The organism is Pleurocapsa sp. PCC 7327 (genome assembly GCF_000317025.1).
In the GTDB taxonomy this organism is placed as follows: domain Bacteria; phylum Cyanobacteriota; class Cyanobacteriia; order Cyanobacteriales; family Microcystaceae; genus Hydrococcus.
The window spans coordinates 1,670,538-1,688,171 of sequence record NC_019689.1; the positions used below are offsets into that span (position 1 = coordinate 1,670,538).

Annotated in this window: 16 protein-coding genes, 2 tRNA genes and 1 pseudogene; 10 read left to right on the forward strand and 9 right to left on the reverse strand. The window is 44.8% G+C overall.

From position 1 onward, the window contains the following. Window positions 1-142: 142 nt before the first annotated feature. Window positions 143-1,165: an S-layer homology domain-containing protein gene (locus PLE7327_RS07485; protein ID WP_015143250.1), complete on the reverse strand. Its 1,023-nt coding sequence runs from the start codon at window positions 1,163-1,165 to the stop codon at window positions 143-145. A 379-nt stretch (window positions 1,166-1,544) separates the two neighbouring features. Between PLE7327_RS07485 and PLE7327_RS07490 the strand changes: the two genes are divergently transcribed. Continuing rightward, window positions 1,545-1,616 (forward strand) — tRNA-Gly (locus PLE7327_RS07490). Window positions 1,617-1,865: 249 nt separating this feature from the next. Here the strand turns inward: PLE7327_RS07490 and PLE7327_RS07495 are convergent. After that, entirely contained in the window at window positions 1,866-2,240 is a 375-nt protein-coding gene (locus tag PLE7327_RS07495) for a hypothetical protein (protein ID WP_015143251.1), read from the reverse strand. A 194-nt stretch (window positions 2,241-2,434) separates the two neighbouring features. Here PLE7327_RS07495 and PLE7327_RS26420 point away from each other — a divergent pair. Then, window positions 2,435-2,696: pseudogene (locus PLE7327_RS26420) on the forward strand (CHAT domain-containing protein); the annotation flags it as partial. Between the two features lie 5 nt (window positions 2,697-2,701). Here PLE7327_RS26420 and PLE7327_RS07500 read toward each other — a convergent pair. After that, window positions 2,702-3,130 (reverse strand): hypothetical protein, encoded by a 429-nt coding sequence (locus PLE7327_RS07500; protein WP_015143252.1) that lies wholly within the window; start codon window positions 3,128-3,130, stop codon window positions 2,702-2,704. A gap of 236 nt (window positions 3,131-3,366) precedes the next feature. On the opposite strand from PLE7327_RS07500, the gene clpB reads away from it, so the two are divergent. The 3 genes from clpB (at window position 3,367) to rplT (ending at window position 6,904) form a co-directional block, all read left to right on the forward strand. Continuing rightward, the gene (clpB, locus tag PLE7327_RS07505; protein ID WP_015143253.1) at window positions 3,367-5,982 is read left to right on the forward strand and encodes an ATP-dependent chaperone ClpB; all 2,616 of its coding nucleotides are present in this window, start codon (window positions 3,367-3,369) and stop codon (window positions 5,980-5,982) included. A 314-nt stretch (window positions 5,983-6,296) separates the two neighbouring features. Further along, window positions 6,297-6,500 carry a 50S ribosomal protein L35 gene (gene rpmI / locus PLE7327_RS07510; RefSeq protein WP_015143255.1) on the forward strand — a complete coding sequence of 68 codons (204 nt, stop codon included), beginning with the start codon at window positions 6,297-6,299 and terminating at the stop codon, window positions 6,498-6,500. A gap of 53 nt (window positions 6,501-6,553) precedes the next feature. Continuing rightward, complete coding sequence (rplT, locus tag PLE7327_RS07515) at window positions 6,554-6,904, forward strand: 50S ribosomal protein L20 (RefSeq protein WP_015143256.1); 351 nt, start codon at window positions 6,554-6,556, stop codon at window positions 6,902-6,904. Window positions 6,905-7,049: 145 nt separating this feature from the next. Here rplT and PLE7327_RS07520 read toward each other — a convergent pair whose 3' ends face one another. Continuing rightward, on the reverse strand, window positions 7,050-7,337 hold the full coding sequence (locus PLE7327_RS07520; protein ID WP_015143257.1) for a YggT family protein: 288 nt from the start codon (window positions 7,335-7,337) through the stop codon (window positions 7,050-7,052). A gap of 109 nt (window positions 7,338-7,446) precedes the next feature. Between PLE7327_RS07520 and PLE7327_RS07525 the strand changes: the two genes are divergently transcribed. Continuing rightward, a complete protein-coding gene (locus tag PLE7327_RS07525; RefSeq protein WP_015143258.1) occupies window positions 7,447-8,370 on the forward strand; it encodes a TIGR04168 family protein in 924 nt (307 codons plus the stop codon). 53 nt (window positions 8,371-8,423) lie between these two features. Then, window positions 8,424-8,508, forward strand: a tRNA-Ser gene (locus PLE7327_RS07530). On the opposite strand, the gene PLE7327_RS07535 is transcribed toward PLE7327_RS07530, so the two are convergent. Further along, entirely contained in the window at window positions 8,509-9,780 is a 1,272-nt protein-coding gene (locus tag PLE7327_RS07535; RefSeq protein ID WP_015143259.1) for an HlyD family secretion protein, read from the reverse strand. Window positions 9,781-9,971: 191 nt separating this feature from the next. Between PLE7327_RS07535 and PLE7327_RS07540 the strand changes: the two genes are divergently transcribed. Then, complete coding sequence (locus tag PLE7327_RS07540; RefSeq protein ID WP_015143260.1) at window positions 9,972-11,327, forward strand: serine/threonine-protein kinase; 1,356 nt, start codon at window positions 9,972-9,974, stop codon at window positions 11,325-11,327. Here PLE7327_RS07540 and PLE7327_RS07545 read toward each other — a convergent pair. Both PLE7327_RS07545 and PLE7327_RS07550 read right to left on the reverse strand, forming a co-directional pair. Continuing rightward, complete coding sequence (locus PLE7327_RS07545; protein ID WP_015143261.1) at window positions 11,324-13,630, reverse strand: NACHT domain-containing NTPase; 2,307 nt, start codon at window positions 13,628-13,630, stop codon at window positions 11,324-11,326. The genes PLE7327_RS07540 and PLE7327_RS07545 overlap by 4 nt on opposite strands. Then, window positions 13,611-13,901 (reverse strand): hypothetical protein, encoded by a 291-nt coding sequence (locus PLE7327_RS07550; protein ID WP_015143262.1) that lies wholly within the window; start codon window positions 13,899-13,901, stop codon window positions 13,611-13,613. Before PLE7327_RS07550 ends, PLE7327_RS07545 begins: the two co-directional genes overlap by 20 nt. 283 nt (window positions 13,902-14,184) lie before the next feature. Between PLE7327_RS07550 and PLE7327_RS07555 the strand changes: the two genes are divergently transcribed. Together PLE7327_RS07555 and PLE7327_RS07560 are read left to right on the forward strand one after the other, a co-directional pair. Further along, a complete protein-coding gene (locus tag PLE7327_RS07555; RefSeq protein WP_144266095.1) occupies window positions 14,185-14,640 on the forward strand; it encodes a hypothetical protein in 456 nt (151 codons plus the stop codon). Then, window positions 14,637-15,599, forward strand: a complete 963-nt coding sequence (locus PLE7327_RS07560) for a response regulator (protein ID WP_041391940.1) — start codon at window positions 14,637-14,639, stop codon at window positions 15,597-15,599. Before PLE7327_RS07555 ends, PLE7327_RS07560 begins: the two co-directional genes overlap by 4 nt. Window positions 15,600-15,808: 209 nt before the next feature. Here PLE7327_RS07560 and PLE7327_RS07565 read toward each other — a convergent pair whose 3' ends face one another. Then, entirely contained in the window at window positions 15,809-16,348 is a 540-nt protein-coding gene (locus tag PLE7327_RS07565; RefSeq protein ID WP_015143264.1) for a GIY-YIG nuclease family protein, read from the reverse strand. 703 nt (window positions 16,349-17,051) lie between these two features. Further along, a complete protein-coding gene (locus tag PLE7327_RS07570; protein WP_083888331.1) occupies window positions 17,052-17,594 on the reverse strand; it encodes an NYN domain-containing protein in 543 nt (180 codons plus the stop codon). Window positions 17,595-17,634: the final 40 nt, after the last annotated feature.

A 17,634-nucleotide genomic window follows, 5' to 3' on the forward strand; every position in this document is an offset into this window, starting at 1 on the left:
TTGAATTAGTTCATGATTTGAGAGATTAGTTATTTTATATCTCGTACCATCACCAGCAAACATTAACATCTCGCCAAGAAATTAATTTCTTGGCTAACAGCATAAGACCATTAAAATGGACTACTAACAAACAGTCGTAGTTTTACGGCGAGGGAACGATGTATGGCGATTGAACTGGCTCGACTTTACCTAAATTCACCAACGCTTGGTGCATCATTGCAGCAGCTTCGCCGCGAGTTGCAGGTTGGTTGGGGTTGAGAAATTTGGTATTGGGATAGTTAACAACTATTCCTTTCTCAGTTGCCGCCGCAACTTGCCCCACTGCCCAAGTAGGAATTTCTGAGGCATCCTCGTAGACTTTGAGGGTTTGCTGGGGGTCTTTGGTTGGCTTGAGATTCAACCCTGCTACCAACGTTACCAGAACTTGATAGCGGGGGATATTCTCTTGCGGACGGAAACTATCGCGAGAGTACCCTTTCATAAATCCTTTCCCGATTGCTTTCTCAATATCGGAAGCGATTGGATCGCCTTGGGGTACGTCTTTGAACTCTATTTCGATCGCTTGCGATGGCGAATCGAAAGCGCGATCGATTAAACTAGCCATCTGCGCTCTGGAGATCGGTCGATCTGGCTCGAAGGTGTTTTCGGAAACGCCGTCTATTAGTTGTTTGCTTCTCAATCCCTCAATAAAAGGATAATCCCAGCGCTCGCGCGGTACGTCTTGAAAAGCTATCTTCAACTGCAATGATGGCTCTTGCGATTTTGGAGTAGGTGTAGATTGTGGGGATGGTTGAGAAGCCAATGGAATGGGAAGAGCCAATAGAGGCAATGTTTGTCCTTGTCGGTTTGTCTGTCTCCGGTCGGGGTCTTCAAATAATTGCGATGGTTGCTCTGCTTCTTTCTGGCTAGCTTCAGGCAATTCTGTCGTTGCTGGTTTCTCTCTTAAAGCAACTATCGGACGGGACTGCTCTGGCTGAGCAGTTGGTTGCGATCGCGATCGAGCAAGCAGTTGTGGTTGGTTTTTAAAAAAATTGATGCCGCTACTGCTGCCGAGTCCCCACCACAAGATCCCACCAATTGTAGCTAAAACAAAAATAATAGCGATCTTCTCATCAGAATCTAGATTCCTTCTTCTCGGAGGTTCGGGATTGGGAGAATTAGACATGATGACAATTTATGAACACTCCACAAAATAGTTTGTAGTCATCTTATCCTATCTTTGGTGAGCCAATCCGAGCCAAGTTGAAATAAGATGTTTCGCTTCGCGATCGCTACGCTCAACATGACCTTCTATACTTTTTACTTTTTAGACAACCTGTAAAGAAGACCCGATAGGAGTTTCAGTCTATTTTAATCGAGTTGAGCTTTGAGCCTAGAACTTTAGTTCTAGGCGTTGATGCGGCTGCTACAAGATGTAAAGTGTAATCAAGATTACAAATAGTCATGACTGCTAGTGGTGTTGATTGCTAGCTTGGTGCGACTGAATACTATCCCGAACAACAAAGAAACAAGAAAAGGGAATGTATAATGTAATATGTCTCGGTGCGGGTATAGTTCAGTGGTAGAACGTCAGCTTCCCAAGCTGAATGTCGTGGGTTCGAGTCCCATTACCCGCTTACCAATTTAAACCTTTCTGGTAACGAGTCCCATCCAGCTATCGTATTGGTGACGACTTATCTGGTCGAGAGAGGTTTGATTTTACCGCCCCATCAAGTCAAGTCGGGGAGCAACGAAATCACGGCTGTGCTCCTTTTTATCAAAGCAATTTATATCGGCTAGTCGCTTAAAAAGTCTGAGGAATTATTGGTAAGCAAAAAAGCGATCGCACTCCCAGACGCGATCGCTTTTGATGAGAGAATTAATGTTTAGGGATTGCCGATTAATCCGAAAAGTTTAGCGAATCCTCCCAAAATGGCAACAATTAAAGCAACTACGATACTTCGACTGACAAATTCTTGATTTTCTAGACGCTTGCTTATTCCATCTATTTTGGGTTCCAGCTTTTCTTCTACTCGTCTGATATCTCCGGTTAACTTTTCTTCTACTCGTCTGATATCTCCGGTTAACTTTTCTTCTACTCGTCTGATATCTCCGGTTAACTTTTCTTCTATTCGTTTAATTTCACTTTCTAATTTGGCTGAAGATACTTTAAGATCGCCTACGTCTTTTTGTAGGTTGTCTATTTTCCCTTCTATTCTTTCAAGGATTTTGGCTAAATCCGATTCTATTTGTATGCTCATTTTTTTTTGTTAGCCTAAGTATAGTTTCTTTTTCGTAATTACGCTGAAACTCTTGAGCCATGCCTTCAAAGGGACTAATGGTTGCTTTAAGTTTTTTATGCTTGATTGCCCATTTACACGCGGCATTAAGTTATTGTAAGATTCGTTTTCGAGCGATCGCCTTTAACTTTACCTCAAATGACTATCAAATAACTGGAGATAAACGAACTACTTTAGAACTGGCTGGCGTAGCAGTGAGGCTGAGGCACGCAGTACACTGGCTACATTGCGGGCAGTCGCAGATGAAAGTACTACTAAACTCATGAGAGAATTTTATCGCTAGCTAGCACAAGCCCAGGAAACTAAGTTCAATAAAGCAGGAATACTCGTCAAGCACAACTGGCTGTTCTCCAGGAGAGACAATACAGCCATCCCTACTTTTGGGCACCGTTTATTCTAATCGGAAATTGGCAATAATAGGTTTATTGAATGAGGTAACTAGACCATTGCGCTTCCCCAGAAGAACTCGCCTCTCGTCTGAGGAGTCGCCAGGTTTTTCCTTCGACTTGCCGTTGTAAATAGAGATCGAAACGGTTGTTTTTTTGCGTCACTCGTTGTCGCGGCAGCGTCAAGGTTAAATTATAAGTGCCTTTTAGGTGATAGGCAGGTAAATTGCCAACAACGATGGGTTCTATCTTCTTAACATTTATCTGAGCGATCTCTATCTGTGGACGAGAAGCGTTAAGTTGTTGGCTGAGACGCTGTTGGGTTTGGGAAACCTGAAATGCGATCGCTTTGCTGATAATTTCTCCATCTGGAGCAAACTCGATCGGTGGAGTGGGAGTGCTACAAGCGCTCAGCAGAAAGATTAAAATCGTCGATAGGATTGGGACATACCATCGATTCTTCATTGGTGGCGAGTGCGGATTGATTCTCATTTAATACTGAGGGTATCAGTTCCGCGACCGCTTTGTCGGGCGATCGCGTCTGACAACCTTATTTCCAGGAAAGCGAACTCTCCGTGGTAGGGATTTCCGCCTCAAGGCTTGAGAGTAAATCACTACAATGACGGATAGGAAGACAAGAGCAGGTCTCTAATTTCTGCTTGTCTTTTGAGATTGAATTGATAAGCTTAACTGAATAAGAAATGCAACCGACTAACCCAAATCAATTTACAGAAAAAGCTTGGGAGGCAATAGTCCGCACGATCGATATTGCCAAACAAAATAAACAGCAGCAAATTGAAACCGAACATTTAATGAAATCCCTCCTCGAACAAGAGGGATTGGCGACCAGTATCTTCAACAAAGCAAATGTCAATGTCCAACGCCTGCGCGAAAGAACCGACGAGTTCATTCGCCGTCAACCCAAAGTTGCCAATATAGGCGATGTCTATCTAGGACGCGGTTTAGATAGCTTAATGGATAGAGCCGAAGCATTTCGTAAAGAATTCGGCGACGATTATATCTCCATCGAGCATCTAATCTTAGCCTATGCCAAAGACGCTCGCTTTGGTCGAGCTTTATATCAAGAATTTGGTCTCAATGAAAACAAACTCAAGGAGATTATCAACCAAGTGCGAGGTTCTCAGAAAGTGACCGACCAAAATCCAGAAAACAAGTACGAATCCTTAGAAAAATATGGTCGCGATCTCACGCAACTCGCCCGCGAAGGGAAACTCGATCCGGTGATCGGTCGCGATGACGAAATTCGCCGCACCATTCAAATTCTCTCGCGTCGCACTAAGAATAATCCCGTCTTAATCGGCGAACCGGGTGTCGGGAAAACTGCCATCGTAGAAGGATTGGCACAGCGGATTATCAACCGAGACGTGCCAGAATCGCTGCGCGATCGCAAGTTAATTGCCCTCGATATGGGTGCGTTAATCGCGGGTGCCAAATACCGAGGCGAGTTTGAAGAACGTCTCAAAGCCGTCCTCAAGGAAGTGACGGAATCAGGGGGCAACATTATTCTGTTCATCGACGAGATTCACACCGTCGTGGGTGCGGGTGCGACTCAAGGGGCGATGGATGCAGGAAACCTTCTCAAACCCATGCTGGCGCGGGGAGAATTGCGCTGTATCGGCGCGACGACGCTAGATGAATATCGCAAGTATATCGAGAAGGATGCAGCCCTTGAGCGGCGTTTCCAATCGGTGTACGTAGACGAACCCAGCGTCGAAGATACCATTTCTATTTTGCGGGGTCTCAAGGAACGCTACGAGGTTCACCACGGGGTCAAAATCTCTGATAGTTCGCTAGTGGCAGCGGCAGTGCTGTCTAATAGATATATCAGCGATCGCTTCCTTCCTGACAAAGCGATCGATCTGGTAGACGAAGCGGCGGCAAAGCTGAAAATGGAGATTACCTCCAAACCTGAAGAACTCGATGAAGTTGATCGCAAGATCCTCCAGTTAGAGATGGAACGCCTGTCGTTGCAGAAAGAATTTGACGAGGCTTCCAGGGCGAGATTGGAAAAACTGGAAAAAGAATTAGCCGATCTCAAAGAGGAACAGGCAAACCTTAATGCTCAATGGCAATCGGAAAAAGAGGTCATCGATAAAATCCGTACCCTCAAAGAAATCATCGACCAAGTTAATCTAGAAATTCAACAGGCAGAGAGAGATTATGACCTCAATCGAGCTGCCGAACTTCGTTATGGCAAGCTTACCGATTTGCAGCGACAGATCAAGGAAGCTGAGAGTCAATTAGCACAAAGACAAACGACAGGAAAATCCCTGTTGCGCGAAGAAGTTACCGAATCCGACATTGCTGAAATTATCTCCAAGTGGACGGGAATTCCGGTGAGCAAGCTAGTCGAGTCAGAAAAAGAAAAACTCCTGCATCTCGAAGACGAACTGCACCAGCGAGTCATCGGACAAGATGAGGCTGTGACTGCAGTTGCCGAAGCTATCCAGCGATCGCGCGCAGGACTTGCCGATCCCAACCGTCCTACTGCTAGCTTTATTTTCCTCGGTCCGACAGGCGTTGGCAAGACTGAGTTAGCTAAAGCGCTAGCAGCTAGCTTGTTCGATACCGAAGAGGCGATGGTTCGCATCGACATGTCCGAGTATATGGAGAAACATAGCGTCTCCCGACTGATGGGTGCGCCTCCGGGATACGTCGGTTATGAAGAAGGCGGACAGCTAACCGAAGCGATTCGACGGCGACCTTACTCTGTCATTCTCTTTGACGAGATTGAAAAAGCCCACGCCGATGTCTTTAACGTGATGCTGCAAATCCTCGATGACGGGCGTTTGACTGATTCGCAGGGTCATGTAGTGGACTTCAAAAATACCATCATCATTATGACCAGTAATATCGGGTCGCAGTATATCTTAGACTTGGCAGGGGACGAGTCTCGCTATGAGGAAATGCGATCGCGCGTTATGGATGCGATGAGAAGTAGCTTCCGTCCCGAATTCCTCAACCGCATCGATGAAATTATCATCTTCCATGGATTGCAAAAGCACGAATTGCGGCAAATTGTCAAGCTTCAGGTCGAACGTTTAGAGCAACGGCTAACCGAACAAAAACTGTCTTTGAAGCTGTCGGAAGCTGCTATAGATTTCCTGGCCGAGATTGGCTACGATCCCGTTTTTGGAGCTAGACCGCTTAAGAGAGCAATTCAGCGCTATTTAGAAACGGCGATCGCTAAAGCAATTCTACGCGGGGAATTCAAACCAGGCGACACGATTTTTGTCGATGTCGAGGACGAACGGTTAACCCTCAAGCGGTTGCCCGCAGAGTTGTTTACTTCATAAGAAATCAACTCCTTGCAAGTCTCATGGTAGGACGAGCAAAAGTTTGCTCGCCCTATCCTCGCAATCAGGGTTATTTCATTCTGATTGCAGTTAACCAAGAAATGAATTTGACAAGCGACCCCGCGCTGTCGTTAGGCGCATCTGGTAGGCGCGAGTTGGCTCAAAATTTAAGTCCATCTTATAGGACTTAAGGTATCAGACAGAGAATTTATCTCTGGCTTTCGAGAATGAAATAGCCCTGCCTCGCAATCCCCTTGCGAGACAGCCCTTTTTAATGATAGGATAACGAATTGTGTCGAATTTAAAGAGAGTTCATGCCTAAACTAAAAACTCGTAAAGCAGCAGCAAAGCGCTTCACTGCTACCGGAAGCGGCAAGAAAATTTTTCGCCGTAAAGCTTACAAAAATCACATGCTGTACCATAAGAGTTCCGAACAAAAGCGTCGTCGCTTATCCCATATCGCTTTAGTTCACGAGAGCGACGAAAAAGAAGTTCGGCTGATGCTGCCATATTTATAAAAATTTTGTTGTAAACCATCTATCTAAGCAATTAAAATCCATCAAGAGTAACTATGACAAGGGTAAAACGGGGTAACGTCGCTCGCAAACGCCGTAAAAAAATTCTTAAACTAGCCAAAGGCTTTAGAGGATCGCACTCAAAACTTTTCCGTACAGCCAATCAGCAGGTGATGAAAGCACTGCGCTATGCGTATGCCGACCGCCGCAAGCGCAAGCGCGATTTTCGTCGCCTCTGGATTACGCGCATCAATGCAGCCGCACGAGTGCAGGGAATAAGTTACAGCCAACTGACAGGTCAACTGAAAAAAGCTAATATCCAACTCAACCGGAAAATGCTAGCGCAGTTAGCCGTGCTAGATCCCCAGGCATTCGCCAAAGTTGTAGAAGTCGCAGGTCAGAATTAGTTCAAAGTGCGGAGGACACCGCCGCATTCGGAAGGCACGAGGCGGGAACCTCTTCCCACCTTTAAGTGTTGTCACCGGAACAAGTTCCGGTTAGGTCGGCGGTTCAGAGTTCAAAAAGAGTGAATAAACTTTGAATTTTGAATGATTAACGCAATGCCATCGTCAAAATTCCCTGCTGTCCTAGTAGAATCTCCCGCAACAAAGTACATATTCCCACCCAAATAATTGGGCTAATATCAACGCCACCGAGAGGGGGTACGATTTTTCGTACTGGTATGAGAAAAGGTTCGGTCGGCCAAGCGACAAGATTGAAGGGAAAGCGATTGAGATCGACTTGAGGATACCAAGTTAAAACGATCCTCAAGATAAATAACAAGATTGCCAGTCCCAAAAAAAAACCGAGTATCCAAGTCCCTAAATTAACAATATCCATAGTTTCGATCGCTGATGAGGCTTTATTCTAAGTATAAAACCTCGCCCGATCATTGCTGGACTCAACGCCACGCGACTATCCTGATAAGAGGAGTAAGTCGTAAATTAGAATGAGTAATTATTCCAATCGTTTAATAAAAATTGCCGTAATTGGCGACATCCACGATCGCTGGGAAGAAACAGATAATCTTGCTCTCCAACATCTAAAAGTCGATCTCGTTCTCTTTGTCGGCGATTTTGGCAATGAATCGGTAGAAGTGGTTCGCCGGATTGCCTCTTTAGAAATTCCCAAAGCAGCCATTATGGGCAATCACGATGCTTGGTATACGGCATCGGCTTGGGGGCGCAGGCAATGTCCCTACGACCATGAAAAGGAAGATTGGGTACAACAGCAGCTAGACTTATTAGGAGAGGCACACGTCGGCTATGGCAAGTTAGATTTTCCCCAGTTGAACTTATCGGTTGTGGGCAGTCGTCCCTTTAGCTGGGGGGGACCTGAGTGGAAAAATAAAGAATTTCTGCGCGATCGCTATGGAGTAACTAATTTTAAAGAATCTACGACTAAAATTGTGGCGGCTGCCAGTCAAACCGCCTGCGATACAGTCATTTTTCTCGGTCATAACGGACCTTTTGGATTGGGAGACAAACCAGAAGATATTTGCGGTCGAGATTGGGAACCGTTAGGAGGAGATTACGGCGATCCCGATTTTGCCGAAGCAATAGACATAGTACGTGCTACCGGGAAATGGATTCCTCTGGTTACTTTCGGGCACATGCACCATCACTTACGCCACACGCGATCGCGATTGCGGACGGCTGTTACAACCTCTCCAGAAGGAACGGTTTATTTGAATGCAGCCAGCGTTCCTCGCATCATCAGACAAGCTGGAGAAACCTGTCGCAATTTTTCTCTGGTTACTTTACAAAATGGGATTGTGGCTGAAATATCCTTGGTTTGGGTAGGAGAGGAGTTGACAATCGTTTCTAACCATCTCCTTTACCGCGATCGCGATTCAGTTCTCCAACCTATTTAGCGGTCTTGCCATCCTTGGCACTAGCTTTGTTAAAATAAAAAATTGTTCGCCTTGGAGAGGTGGCAGAGTGGTCGATCGCGCTCGACTTGAAATCGAGTGTACCGAAAGGTACCGTGGGTTCAAATCCCACCCTCTCCGTTAATCAGTTTTAGACAACTGCGTCTGGGTTATAATTTCGGCATCGGCCGGCATTCCCGGCTTGGCAAGACCGTCGGGGCGATCGATACTAATTTTGACTCCAAAGACTTGTCTGACGCGGTCTTCTTTGAAATAAATATTTTCTGGCGTAAATGAAGCTTGAGTGTCGATCGCGCTAATTTTGGCACTAAGGGGTTTATCGGGTGCGGAGTCAAGAAAGACTTTCGCAGGCTGACCGACTTTGACCTTACCAATCTCTCCTTCGGGAACAAATCCCCTCAGATAAACCTCATCGGGATTGATGACGGTCAGCAGGGTTTTCCCCGTCGTAACGACTGCGCCCGGTTCGACGCTACGAGTCACGACCACGCCATTAATGGGACTAATAATGTTGAGGTCGGAGATTTTGCTTTGAATCTCTTGTATGGTCGCTTGGGCGTTCGCGACCTCCGCTTGGGCAGCAGCCTGTTTCAAACGGGCTTGTGCTACTTGAGTCCGCAATGACTGAATTTGCATCGCGCGGACATCTGGGTTTAACTCGGCAGTTTTGGCTTGTTGAAGTTGTCCTTGGGCAGCCCGTACCAGTTTCTGTGCTGATTCTACTGAAGATTGGCGCGCCTGTACCGTTGCTTGGGCAGTCTCGAAGGCAGTCTGCCTCTGGTCGAATTCTTGTTGGGTAACAGCGCCTTGGGAGACTAATTTGGCGTAGCGATCGCGATCGGTTTGTGCTAGTTTCAACTGCGCTTTCGCTTGTTCTAAGTTTGCCCTGGCTTCGTTGAGTTGGGCGATACTCGAAGCGAGGGTCGATTCGGCTTGCAAAACCCGACCGCTAGCTTCTCCCTGGGCCTGTTGCCGATTCAATTGAATTTCTCGAATTTGGCTTTCTAGAACGTCGATTTGCAGGCGGGCTTGTCTCTCTTGTTGCTGGGCGGCATTTAAACGCGCCTGTGCCCCTTTCAGTTGCGCATTCAGATCCTGGTCGTCCATGCGAACGATCGTTTGACCTTTTCTAACTCGATCCCCCTCTCGCACAGCGATAAAATTAACCCGTCCGGCATATTTTGCGCCGATATTGGTTTCGTATCCTTCTATGCGTCCGCTTACTTCGAGCGGTTTCACTTGCGCCGGAGAGAGGAAATACCAGGTCGTTCCGGCGATCGCAGCAGCTAACAAGCCCATAGGAACGAACAGTTTGGGAGATAGTTGGCGCTTCTGTTTGGGAATATCTACCCTGACTTCCGGTTCTTTCTCTTTCAAATAGACTTGAGCCATCAGTTCCTCCCTTGATTTCGCCGTTGAGGAGAGCTTCTTAACTCCGATCTGCTTGTCTGCCGATTTCTTAATCTATTTAGCACAATGGTAATAAAAGCTTGTTTCTCTTCTAATTTCATACTAGACCGTACAGTTTAGTCAAAAGTAAAAACTTCACAAGAATTTAAAGATGCTGCTTGAGGTAATGTTTCGTGTTTAAAGCAGAGGATATCTTACAAGAGCGCTATCAGCTACGGCGACAATTGGGACGTACCGCAGTAGGGCACCAAACTTGGCTGGCGATCGATTTGCAGACAAACGAACGAGTTACGATCAAACTACTTGCCTTTAGTCCGCAAATGCGATGGGAAGAATTGAAACTCTTCGAGCGAGAAGCACAAGTTTTAGAATCGCTCGCTCATCCGAAAATTCCCCGCTATAGAGATTATTTCGATCTCGACAAAAATGCAGGCGGTGGAGTTCCCTGGTTTGCGCTGGTACAAGATTATATTCCTGGCGTTTCGTTGCAAGAATTATTAGAGAGAGGAAAGCGACTGAGCGAAAAAGAAGTTCGCGCGATCGCGACGCAAGTTCTGGAAATCCTCATTTATTTACACGAACTCAGTCCTCCCGTCTTGCATCGGGATATCAAGCCCAGCAATTTAATATTGGGAGAAGACCAGTATATTTATCTCGTCGATTTTGGTGCCGTACAAGCGCAAGCGGCAGTGACGGGGGTAACGTTTACGATAGTAGGAACTAGCGGTTATGCGCCCCTAGAGCAGTTTTGGGGACGCGCGGTTCCCGCATCCGATATATATGCCTTGGGAGCGACATTAATTCATTTGCTCGCTGGAATTGCACCTGTCGAGCTACCACAGAAAGATTCTCGCATTCAATTTGCCGATCGAGTCAGCATTCGAGGAGATTTGCTTGCTTGGATCGAAAAGGCGACTGAAACCGCTATCGAAAAGCGTTTTCGGAGTGCTAGAGAAGCCCTAGAAACTTTAAGGACTGGGAGACTTCGACCAATTTCTCGCAATATCGCTGCGGTTTCTTCGGGTCATAAATTTCCTAAACCCCACGACTCTTTACTCAGAATAGAGCGCTCTGTTGACCGATTAAAAATCTTCGTACCAGCAGGCGGACTGAGAAGATTTAATGAGATTTTTAAGTTTGGTTTTTTAGGCTTAATTGTTTTATATTGGGTACTTCCATTTGTCAGTTTTTTTAGCATTGTTCTTCCGGGCATCAGCTCGGTATTCTGGGGAATTCTTGCTATTATATTGGGGGTTTTGTGCGGGACGCAAACGCAAATTAGTTGCGATCGCGTTAGCTTTGAACTAGCCCGAAAAATTCTGGGCATTACTTACAAACGCGAAATGGGTATCAATCCAGAAATTTTAGATATTTTCTTGCAACGGACTGGTTCGATTTTTCAGGTAGTTATTCGCTCTCCAGATCGCATTTACAATCTGGGCGGTGCTCTGAGTGAAGATGAAGCAACTTGGTTAGCCCAAGAAATTAAAGACTGGCTCAGAAAATCTGCTATGGGAGAAGAAATTTAACTCATTTCTTTTGGCAGTAGAATATTCTCTTCTATTTCTTTTTTTACTTCCGCACTAACCTGGCAATCGCTGTGGAGACATTCAACTAAAAATAGATTAGCATCGTAATATTTCTGCCACAGTTTTTGCTGTTGCGGACTAAGCTGCCAATCATGACCTATCTGACGATATGCGATCGCCAGCAAACGTAACTGTTCGATCCAATTTTGCCCTTGAGTTTGCCACCAAATTTGGATGTTTTCTTTACTTTGATTTGGCTCTGGAAGCTGCTTTTTGAGTTCTCTCAACGCTTGTTTAAATGACGTTTCAAGTTGAAACTTGCTTTCTAAATCCAGAGTAAAACAGAGATTAATAAATTTTTTCAGATCGGGATTTTGTACCAAATTTAAACTATCAGTAAAAGCTCGCGCTATAGTCGTATCTAAAGTCATCTCCATCGGCAAATTTTTCATGCTGACTAAATTGTCATCGAGAGAGACGGCTAAATTCAAATCTCGGCTCTGAAAGAGGGTAAAATAAAAGGCGCGAACTGCCGATCGCAAATAGGGTAATTGCATCGCGCTGACCTTGCGAGCAATAATCGTTAAAAATTCTTGTAATTGCCGGTCTGTGCCCTGACAAGCATCTACATTTTCTTTCATCTTTTGTAAGAGAAAATCGGCTTGCGGTAACATACCTACCGTTAAAAAAGTTACTTCTCTCCAGCGGTTCTCAGTAGTATGGCTGGCTAACTTTTGTAATTCTTGCTCTAGCTTTTGGGGAGCGGGACTAGCCACGATTTTTCTGGCAGTCAAATATTCTTGAAAAGTCAGATGAGAGAATGAGTAAATATCTCTAGCTCTTTCTACCAATAAGCCATGTTGTAATTCAATCGCTTTTAAGACTGCTTCGCTATCTAACCAAAGCGTTTCTGGATCGGTCGTACTATTGGGTAAATGACGCAAATAATCTTCAATAATAGGGAGGATTTCGCTACTCTCAAAAAAGTAGTTTTCTTGCTCGAAGGTAGTTGCAGCAATTTGACACAAAAGCTTAATTTTATCGGGTAAAGAAAGATGTTGATAAACGCGATCGCGGTGAATTCCTCTCGCCCGATCCCATCGCTGTAGTAAAATATCCAAGCCAGCCTGATAAAGTTTCGAACGTTTAGTCGGAAAACTAGCTCGTTCTTTAAAAACCGAACAAATCAAATTGAGTAAAATTGGCGTGATGCCTAATTCTCGAATTGGTTGATTTTCTGGACGTTCTAATTGTTCGAGAAATTGTTCGGCTTTGAGAATTCCTTCTCTTTCGCTATTAGCAGTAGCAATAAACCATTTTTTAGCAAAAGTTTCTATTTGGTCTTGTTTGAAATCAGCGATTTCTACATAAGTAAAGCCACGAAAATGATAATTGACGGCAGCGGTACGACAAGTAATAATAATATGATTCTTGTAGTATTCCTGAGAGAAAATATCGATTTGTTTGAGAATTGCATTGCTATCGCTCTCAGGAATTTCATCCAAACCATCAAGCAAAAGTAGAATTTTCCCTTCCTGAAGTAGGATAAGAGCTTGATGCTTCGACAAACCGCAAGCTTGACACTGACGAACAATATAGTTTAAGAAGCTAAAATCTTCTTCATCGGGCACTTCAGCCGTTAAAATTCTTAATTGAATAAAAAAAGGAATTAAATCTCGCTTATATTTCCCTTGATTGCATTGCAGGGCGATATACTGCAAAAAGGTCGTTTTGCCCGATCCCGGTTTGCCTAGAATCATTAGTTTGTTGTGTTGGGCAACCAACTCCATGCCAGGAGTCGCCGAGCGATCGAGCTGGGTAAAATCCAGACGCGCTAGTTCTGGCTGAACGTTTTGCAAATCGGAGATTTCCAGCCAACGTTGACTGCTCGGATGAGGCAAGAGATTGACGAGGGTATAAATTTGACTTAATAAAGGCTGGGTCAGATCGAAAGACGATTGCAGGGTGTCGCACTGAGTTTGAATGTGTTCTCGGTTGCGCGATCGCATTCGCTGCACCCATTCTTCAATCCCCAAGTTTTCCTCGATCTCTGGGGGTTGGCTGACAGGAAGTTGCTCTTTTGGCAGATCGGCAATTTCCGTCCAGTCTAAATCTAGCTTGAAGCAAATTTCCTTGAAGATGTGGCGCTCGATCGGTCTGCCCGTAAAAAACTTCCAGATAGACTGACGGCTTGACAACCCTACCTCTGTCGCCAGAGATTCTTGCGTCCATCCCTGACTTTCAAAAGCCTGTTTTGCCCTAACGATACCTGTAGTAGAAGATCTAAGCGATCGCTTTGCCATGTTTTTGTCCAATTTTACACAAATGTTTAATCGCCGTCGTTGCGATTAGAGCGCCGATCCCAGAAAAAGCCGAATCGCGCGATTTTACAATACTGATTTTCCGTTGATTCTCATGCCGAGTCAATCGGTTCGCCGAAGCTCCAGCAACGATCGCTCGGCGGCTGACGATCGAGTCATTAATGCGATTGGAACTTTGTCGATTCTGGTAGAAAATCTTCTTCGAGAGGATCTCATTGGCACCTATGGTTTCTTGGACATCTAATTTGCACATCGATAAAGATAAATTTAACGCGAAAAATCTTTTATAGACTAGATTGACTCTTTTTTCTTTCTCTGGCTCTAGCTGCAAATTAAAGAATGGTGACCGACAAGCGGCTCTTTAGTTAGTAGTAATAAATAGCTCAAAACTTGATAAACTTGACCTAAGAAAGACTTAAAAAAATCTTAAGATAAAGAATTAACCAGTTAAAAAATATGCACTAGCAAGGCACTCGTTTTTAACAATAATCTAGAGACTGAATCGCCAGTTAAGATAGAAAACTATTAGGGCAATTATGGGAATAACACCGAGCAGACTGAAGAATAATATTGTAGTATTAATAGACATGCGCATGCCCGACGTGGACGCAGAGAAAGCTTTGCCCGATGCAAATTTTCTGGAACCTTTACAGACAACCGGAGGTCAACAATCTCCAGAAATTGTTGCCGATCGCGTTCGAGGTCACTTAAAAGACATTGCCTTACAACTCGCGGCGATCGCTGCCGCTATCAAACGCCAAAACGAGCGATCGCTACAACGAGCTACCCAAGTCCTCAAAGCCATTGGTGCTAATTTGAGCGCTAACCGTCTCGCGCATTTGTGCCAGGAGCTTGAAATCGTCGCACCATCCGACAGCCTTTTGCAAGCCTCCCAAAAAATGACCGAAATTAAAGTTGAGTACGAAAAAGTATGTCAAGCTTGGCAGCAAGAAGTCCTTCAACAACTGAACTTAGAGAGCAGCAGACTGTGAGAAGCGATCGGTCTCAAGAGCAAACGCCACTTATCCTGGTAGCAGACGACGATCGCGCGACTCGCCTATTATTGAAGTTGGCGATGGAGGAAGAAGGATATCGCGTCGTAGAAGCCAAGGATGGAGAACAGTGCTTGGCGGCATTTACTCGCTGGCAACCCGATATGGTGTTGTTAGATGCCATCATGCCGGAAATGGACGGATTCACTTGCTGTCAGCGATTGCGCCAGTTGCCCGGTAGCACGAATAAACCTATCCTCATCATTACCGCCCTCGACGATCAAGACTCCATCGATCGCGCCTTTGCTGCGGGGGCAACCGACTACATTACCAAACCGATTTATTGGGCAGTGCTAGCACAGCGAGTCAGGCGCTTGCTGGCAACCAGCCAAGCCTTAAAACAGTTTGAGCATCTCAGGCAGCAATTCGAGCAGCAGCAACAATGGAAAAGATTGTTTGAAACTATTGCCCAGCGATTATCCCAACCTTTCGATCTGCGGCAGTTGCTTGATGCTACCGTTACCGAGCTGCGCAGCATCGCTGGGGTGGAACGAGTCGTCCTCTATCAACAACGTAGGCGACTCGGTATGCGGCTTGTATTTGAATCCGTCGCACCCGGTTATCCTTCTATCGAACCCATTCCTCTAGAAATCATCGGGCTGGAGTCGCAATATCAAACCCAATACGAGCAAGGTCATATCGTGGCGCTCTCCGATCTCGCTCTAGCCGAACTGTCCCCGGAAACCAGAGAGCAGTGGGAGCGATTGAATATTAAAGCTGCATTGATGGTTCCCATCATCGTGCGCGAACAATTCTGGGGGCTAGTTTGCGCCCACCAGTGTCAAACCACTCGCCCTTGGGAAGCTTGGGAAATCGAGCAGTTTTCTTTTCTCGGTTATTTACTCGCAGGCGCTATCTACCAAGCTTTACTCAGACATCAGCTCTCCACCAATCGGTAAGGTTCTCAGGGCGAAGGCTAGAGGACAGAGGAGAGAGAAGACAATTAATCCAAAACTGCCGCGAAGCCAGAACCCCTAGTACCTATTTGCAATTCTGGTAGGGGGACTTTTTCTAGTCGGAGGAGCCTCCGCTTGGGTTCGCCCTCAATTTTCAATCAGTAGCGCTCTTTTTTAGCAATGGTACAAGAGCTTGAAAACCTACCTCAAAACTACTTGAGATCCAACAATCCTTGCTCTTTCAGTTTGGGATTAAAGCGAATATCCATTTCAACGCCACGATTTTTAAGTTGTCCTTGAATTTCTTCTTCGACTCGCCGCGCTATTTTTTTGAGTAATCTGATTTTTTCTAATTCCGTACCCTGCTTGTATTCGGCTTTTTCTGTCTCTGTCATCGCGAGTTTGGCATCGATCGCCTGCGTCCATTTAGCTTCGTCGGTACTATTGCCAGGAGGAATTGTGCCATTTTCTGCTATCCATGCCTTACGCATTTCTTCTAGAACTGTACGGCTAGGACGAGTAATAGTTTGTACTTTGAGCCAATAGCAATTTTGAGGTTGTCGCACTAAATGCTGTTTTAGACTCACATATATATCGCGAGAATAGCCAACAAATTGTAGAACTTTTTCACGGTTAAAGATAGCGTAAATGCCAATTTTTCTTGAAAAATCTTCTTCGATACCACCATTTTCGCCTAGATAAGGAATATATTCTAGACTCTTTAGAGGAGGAATTTCTGTTTGAGTAGACATAGAAATATTAAATTTTCGATTTGATAAAAATGTCGAAGGGATTTCATTCTGATTCGATCGCACCAAGAAATAAATTTCTTGTCTCCCAAATCTTAAGTCCGTCGAAACTGACAAGTTGTCCCAAAAGTATAGAATGTCGTGTTGAGCGTAGCAATAGCAAAGCGAAACATCTTCTACCAATTCGCAATTAACAATTATCAGTTCGCAATTGGGAAATAGAGATGGATTCTAGCTAGAAATTCAATGTTTTTAGATTTTAATGGCGAATGGCGAATTATTAATTGCGAATTATCAATTAGTCAGCCGCTCTGGGTGTAAGGCTTTTGCCTCGAGCATCTGTAGCGTTCTTTTTTAGAAATGGTCTTATAGCAGTTTTCAGTTAAACGAGAGACAAAATTAGTCGATTGGGGGAATCGCCCTCACCCCAACCCCTCTCCCAGAGCGGGAGAGGGGCTTTCAACTTAAGACTTTTGCCTGAAGTCCCTTCGCCCCTTGTGGAAGAAGGAATTTAGGAATGAGGGGACAAAGATTTGTCAGTCAACCAGGGGAAAAGGAAAAAAATCCTGTATTCTACTGACTCGAAAATCCATCTAGCATACCAACTCCAAACAGAGATTCTTCGTTACATTCTACTGCACTCAGAATGACAAAATAGACTTTTTACTAAGGCGAAGAGAGCAAGATGTAAGCGAACTTTAGCATTTCAAAGTTCAAAGTTAGAAGTTTTCTGAATATCTTCTTTTATCGTATTGAGGTCGATATAAGAGTCAGCCACATTGATTAGGCTATCGCTAGTCATGGAACGCAAACTAACAACTTCGATCCGAACTCCTCGATAGCTAAGAGCATTCACCACATAAGCCAAATCTCCATCTCCGCTAACTAAAATAGCTGTATCGTAAGAATTGGCTAAAGTCATCATGTCCACGGCAAGTTCTACGTCCAAATTGGCTTTTTTAGAACCGTCTGGAAACTGAGTGATTTCTTTAGTGATTACTCGATAGCCATTTCGACGCATCCAGAGCAGAAAATTGTGTTGCTTTTCATTAGTTGGATCGATTCCCGTATAAAAAAAAGCGCGTAATAATTTAGCACCAGCCGTCAAACGGTGAAGTAATTTAGTATAGTTAATTTCAATACCTAATTGCAAAGCCGAATAAAATAAATTTGACCCATCAATAAAAATGGCAACTCGACCGCGATTTAGGTTCTGAAAACTATGCACCTGTTCGGTAACGTCTGCCATCTCTAGATCTTTTTGAGCTTGAGTAGCTCTCAAAATAAGT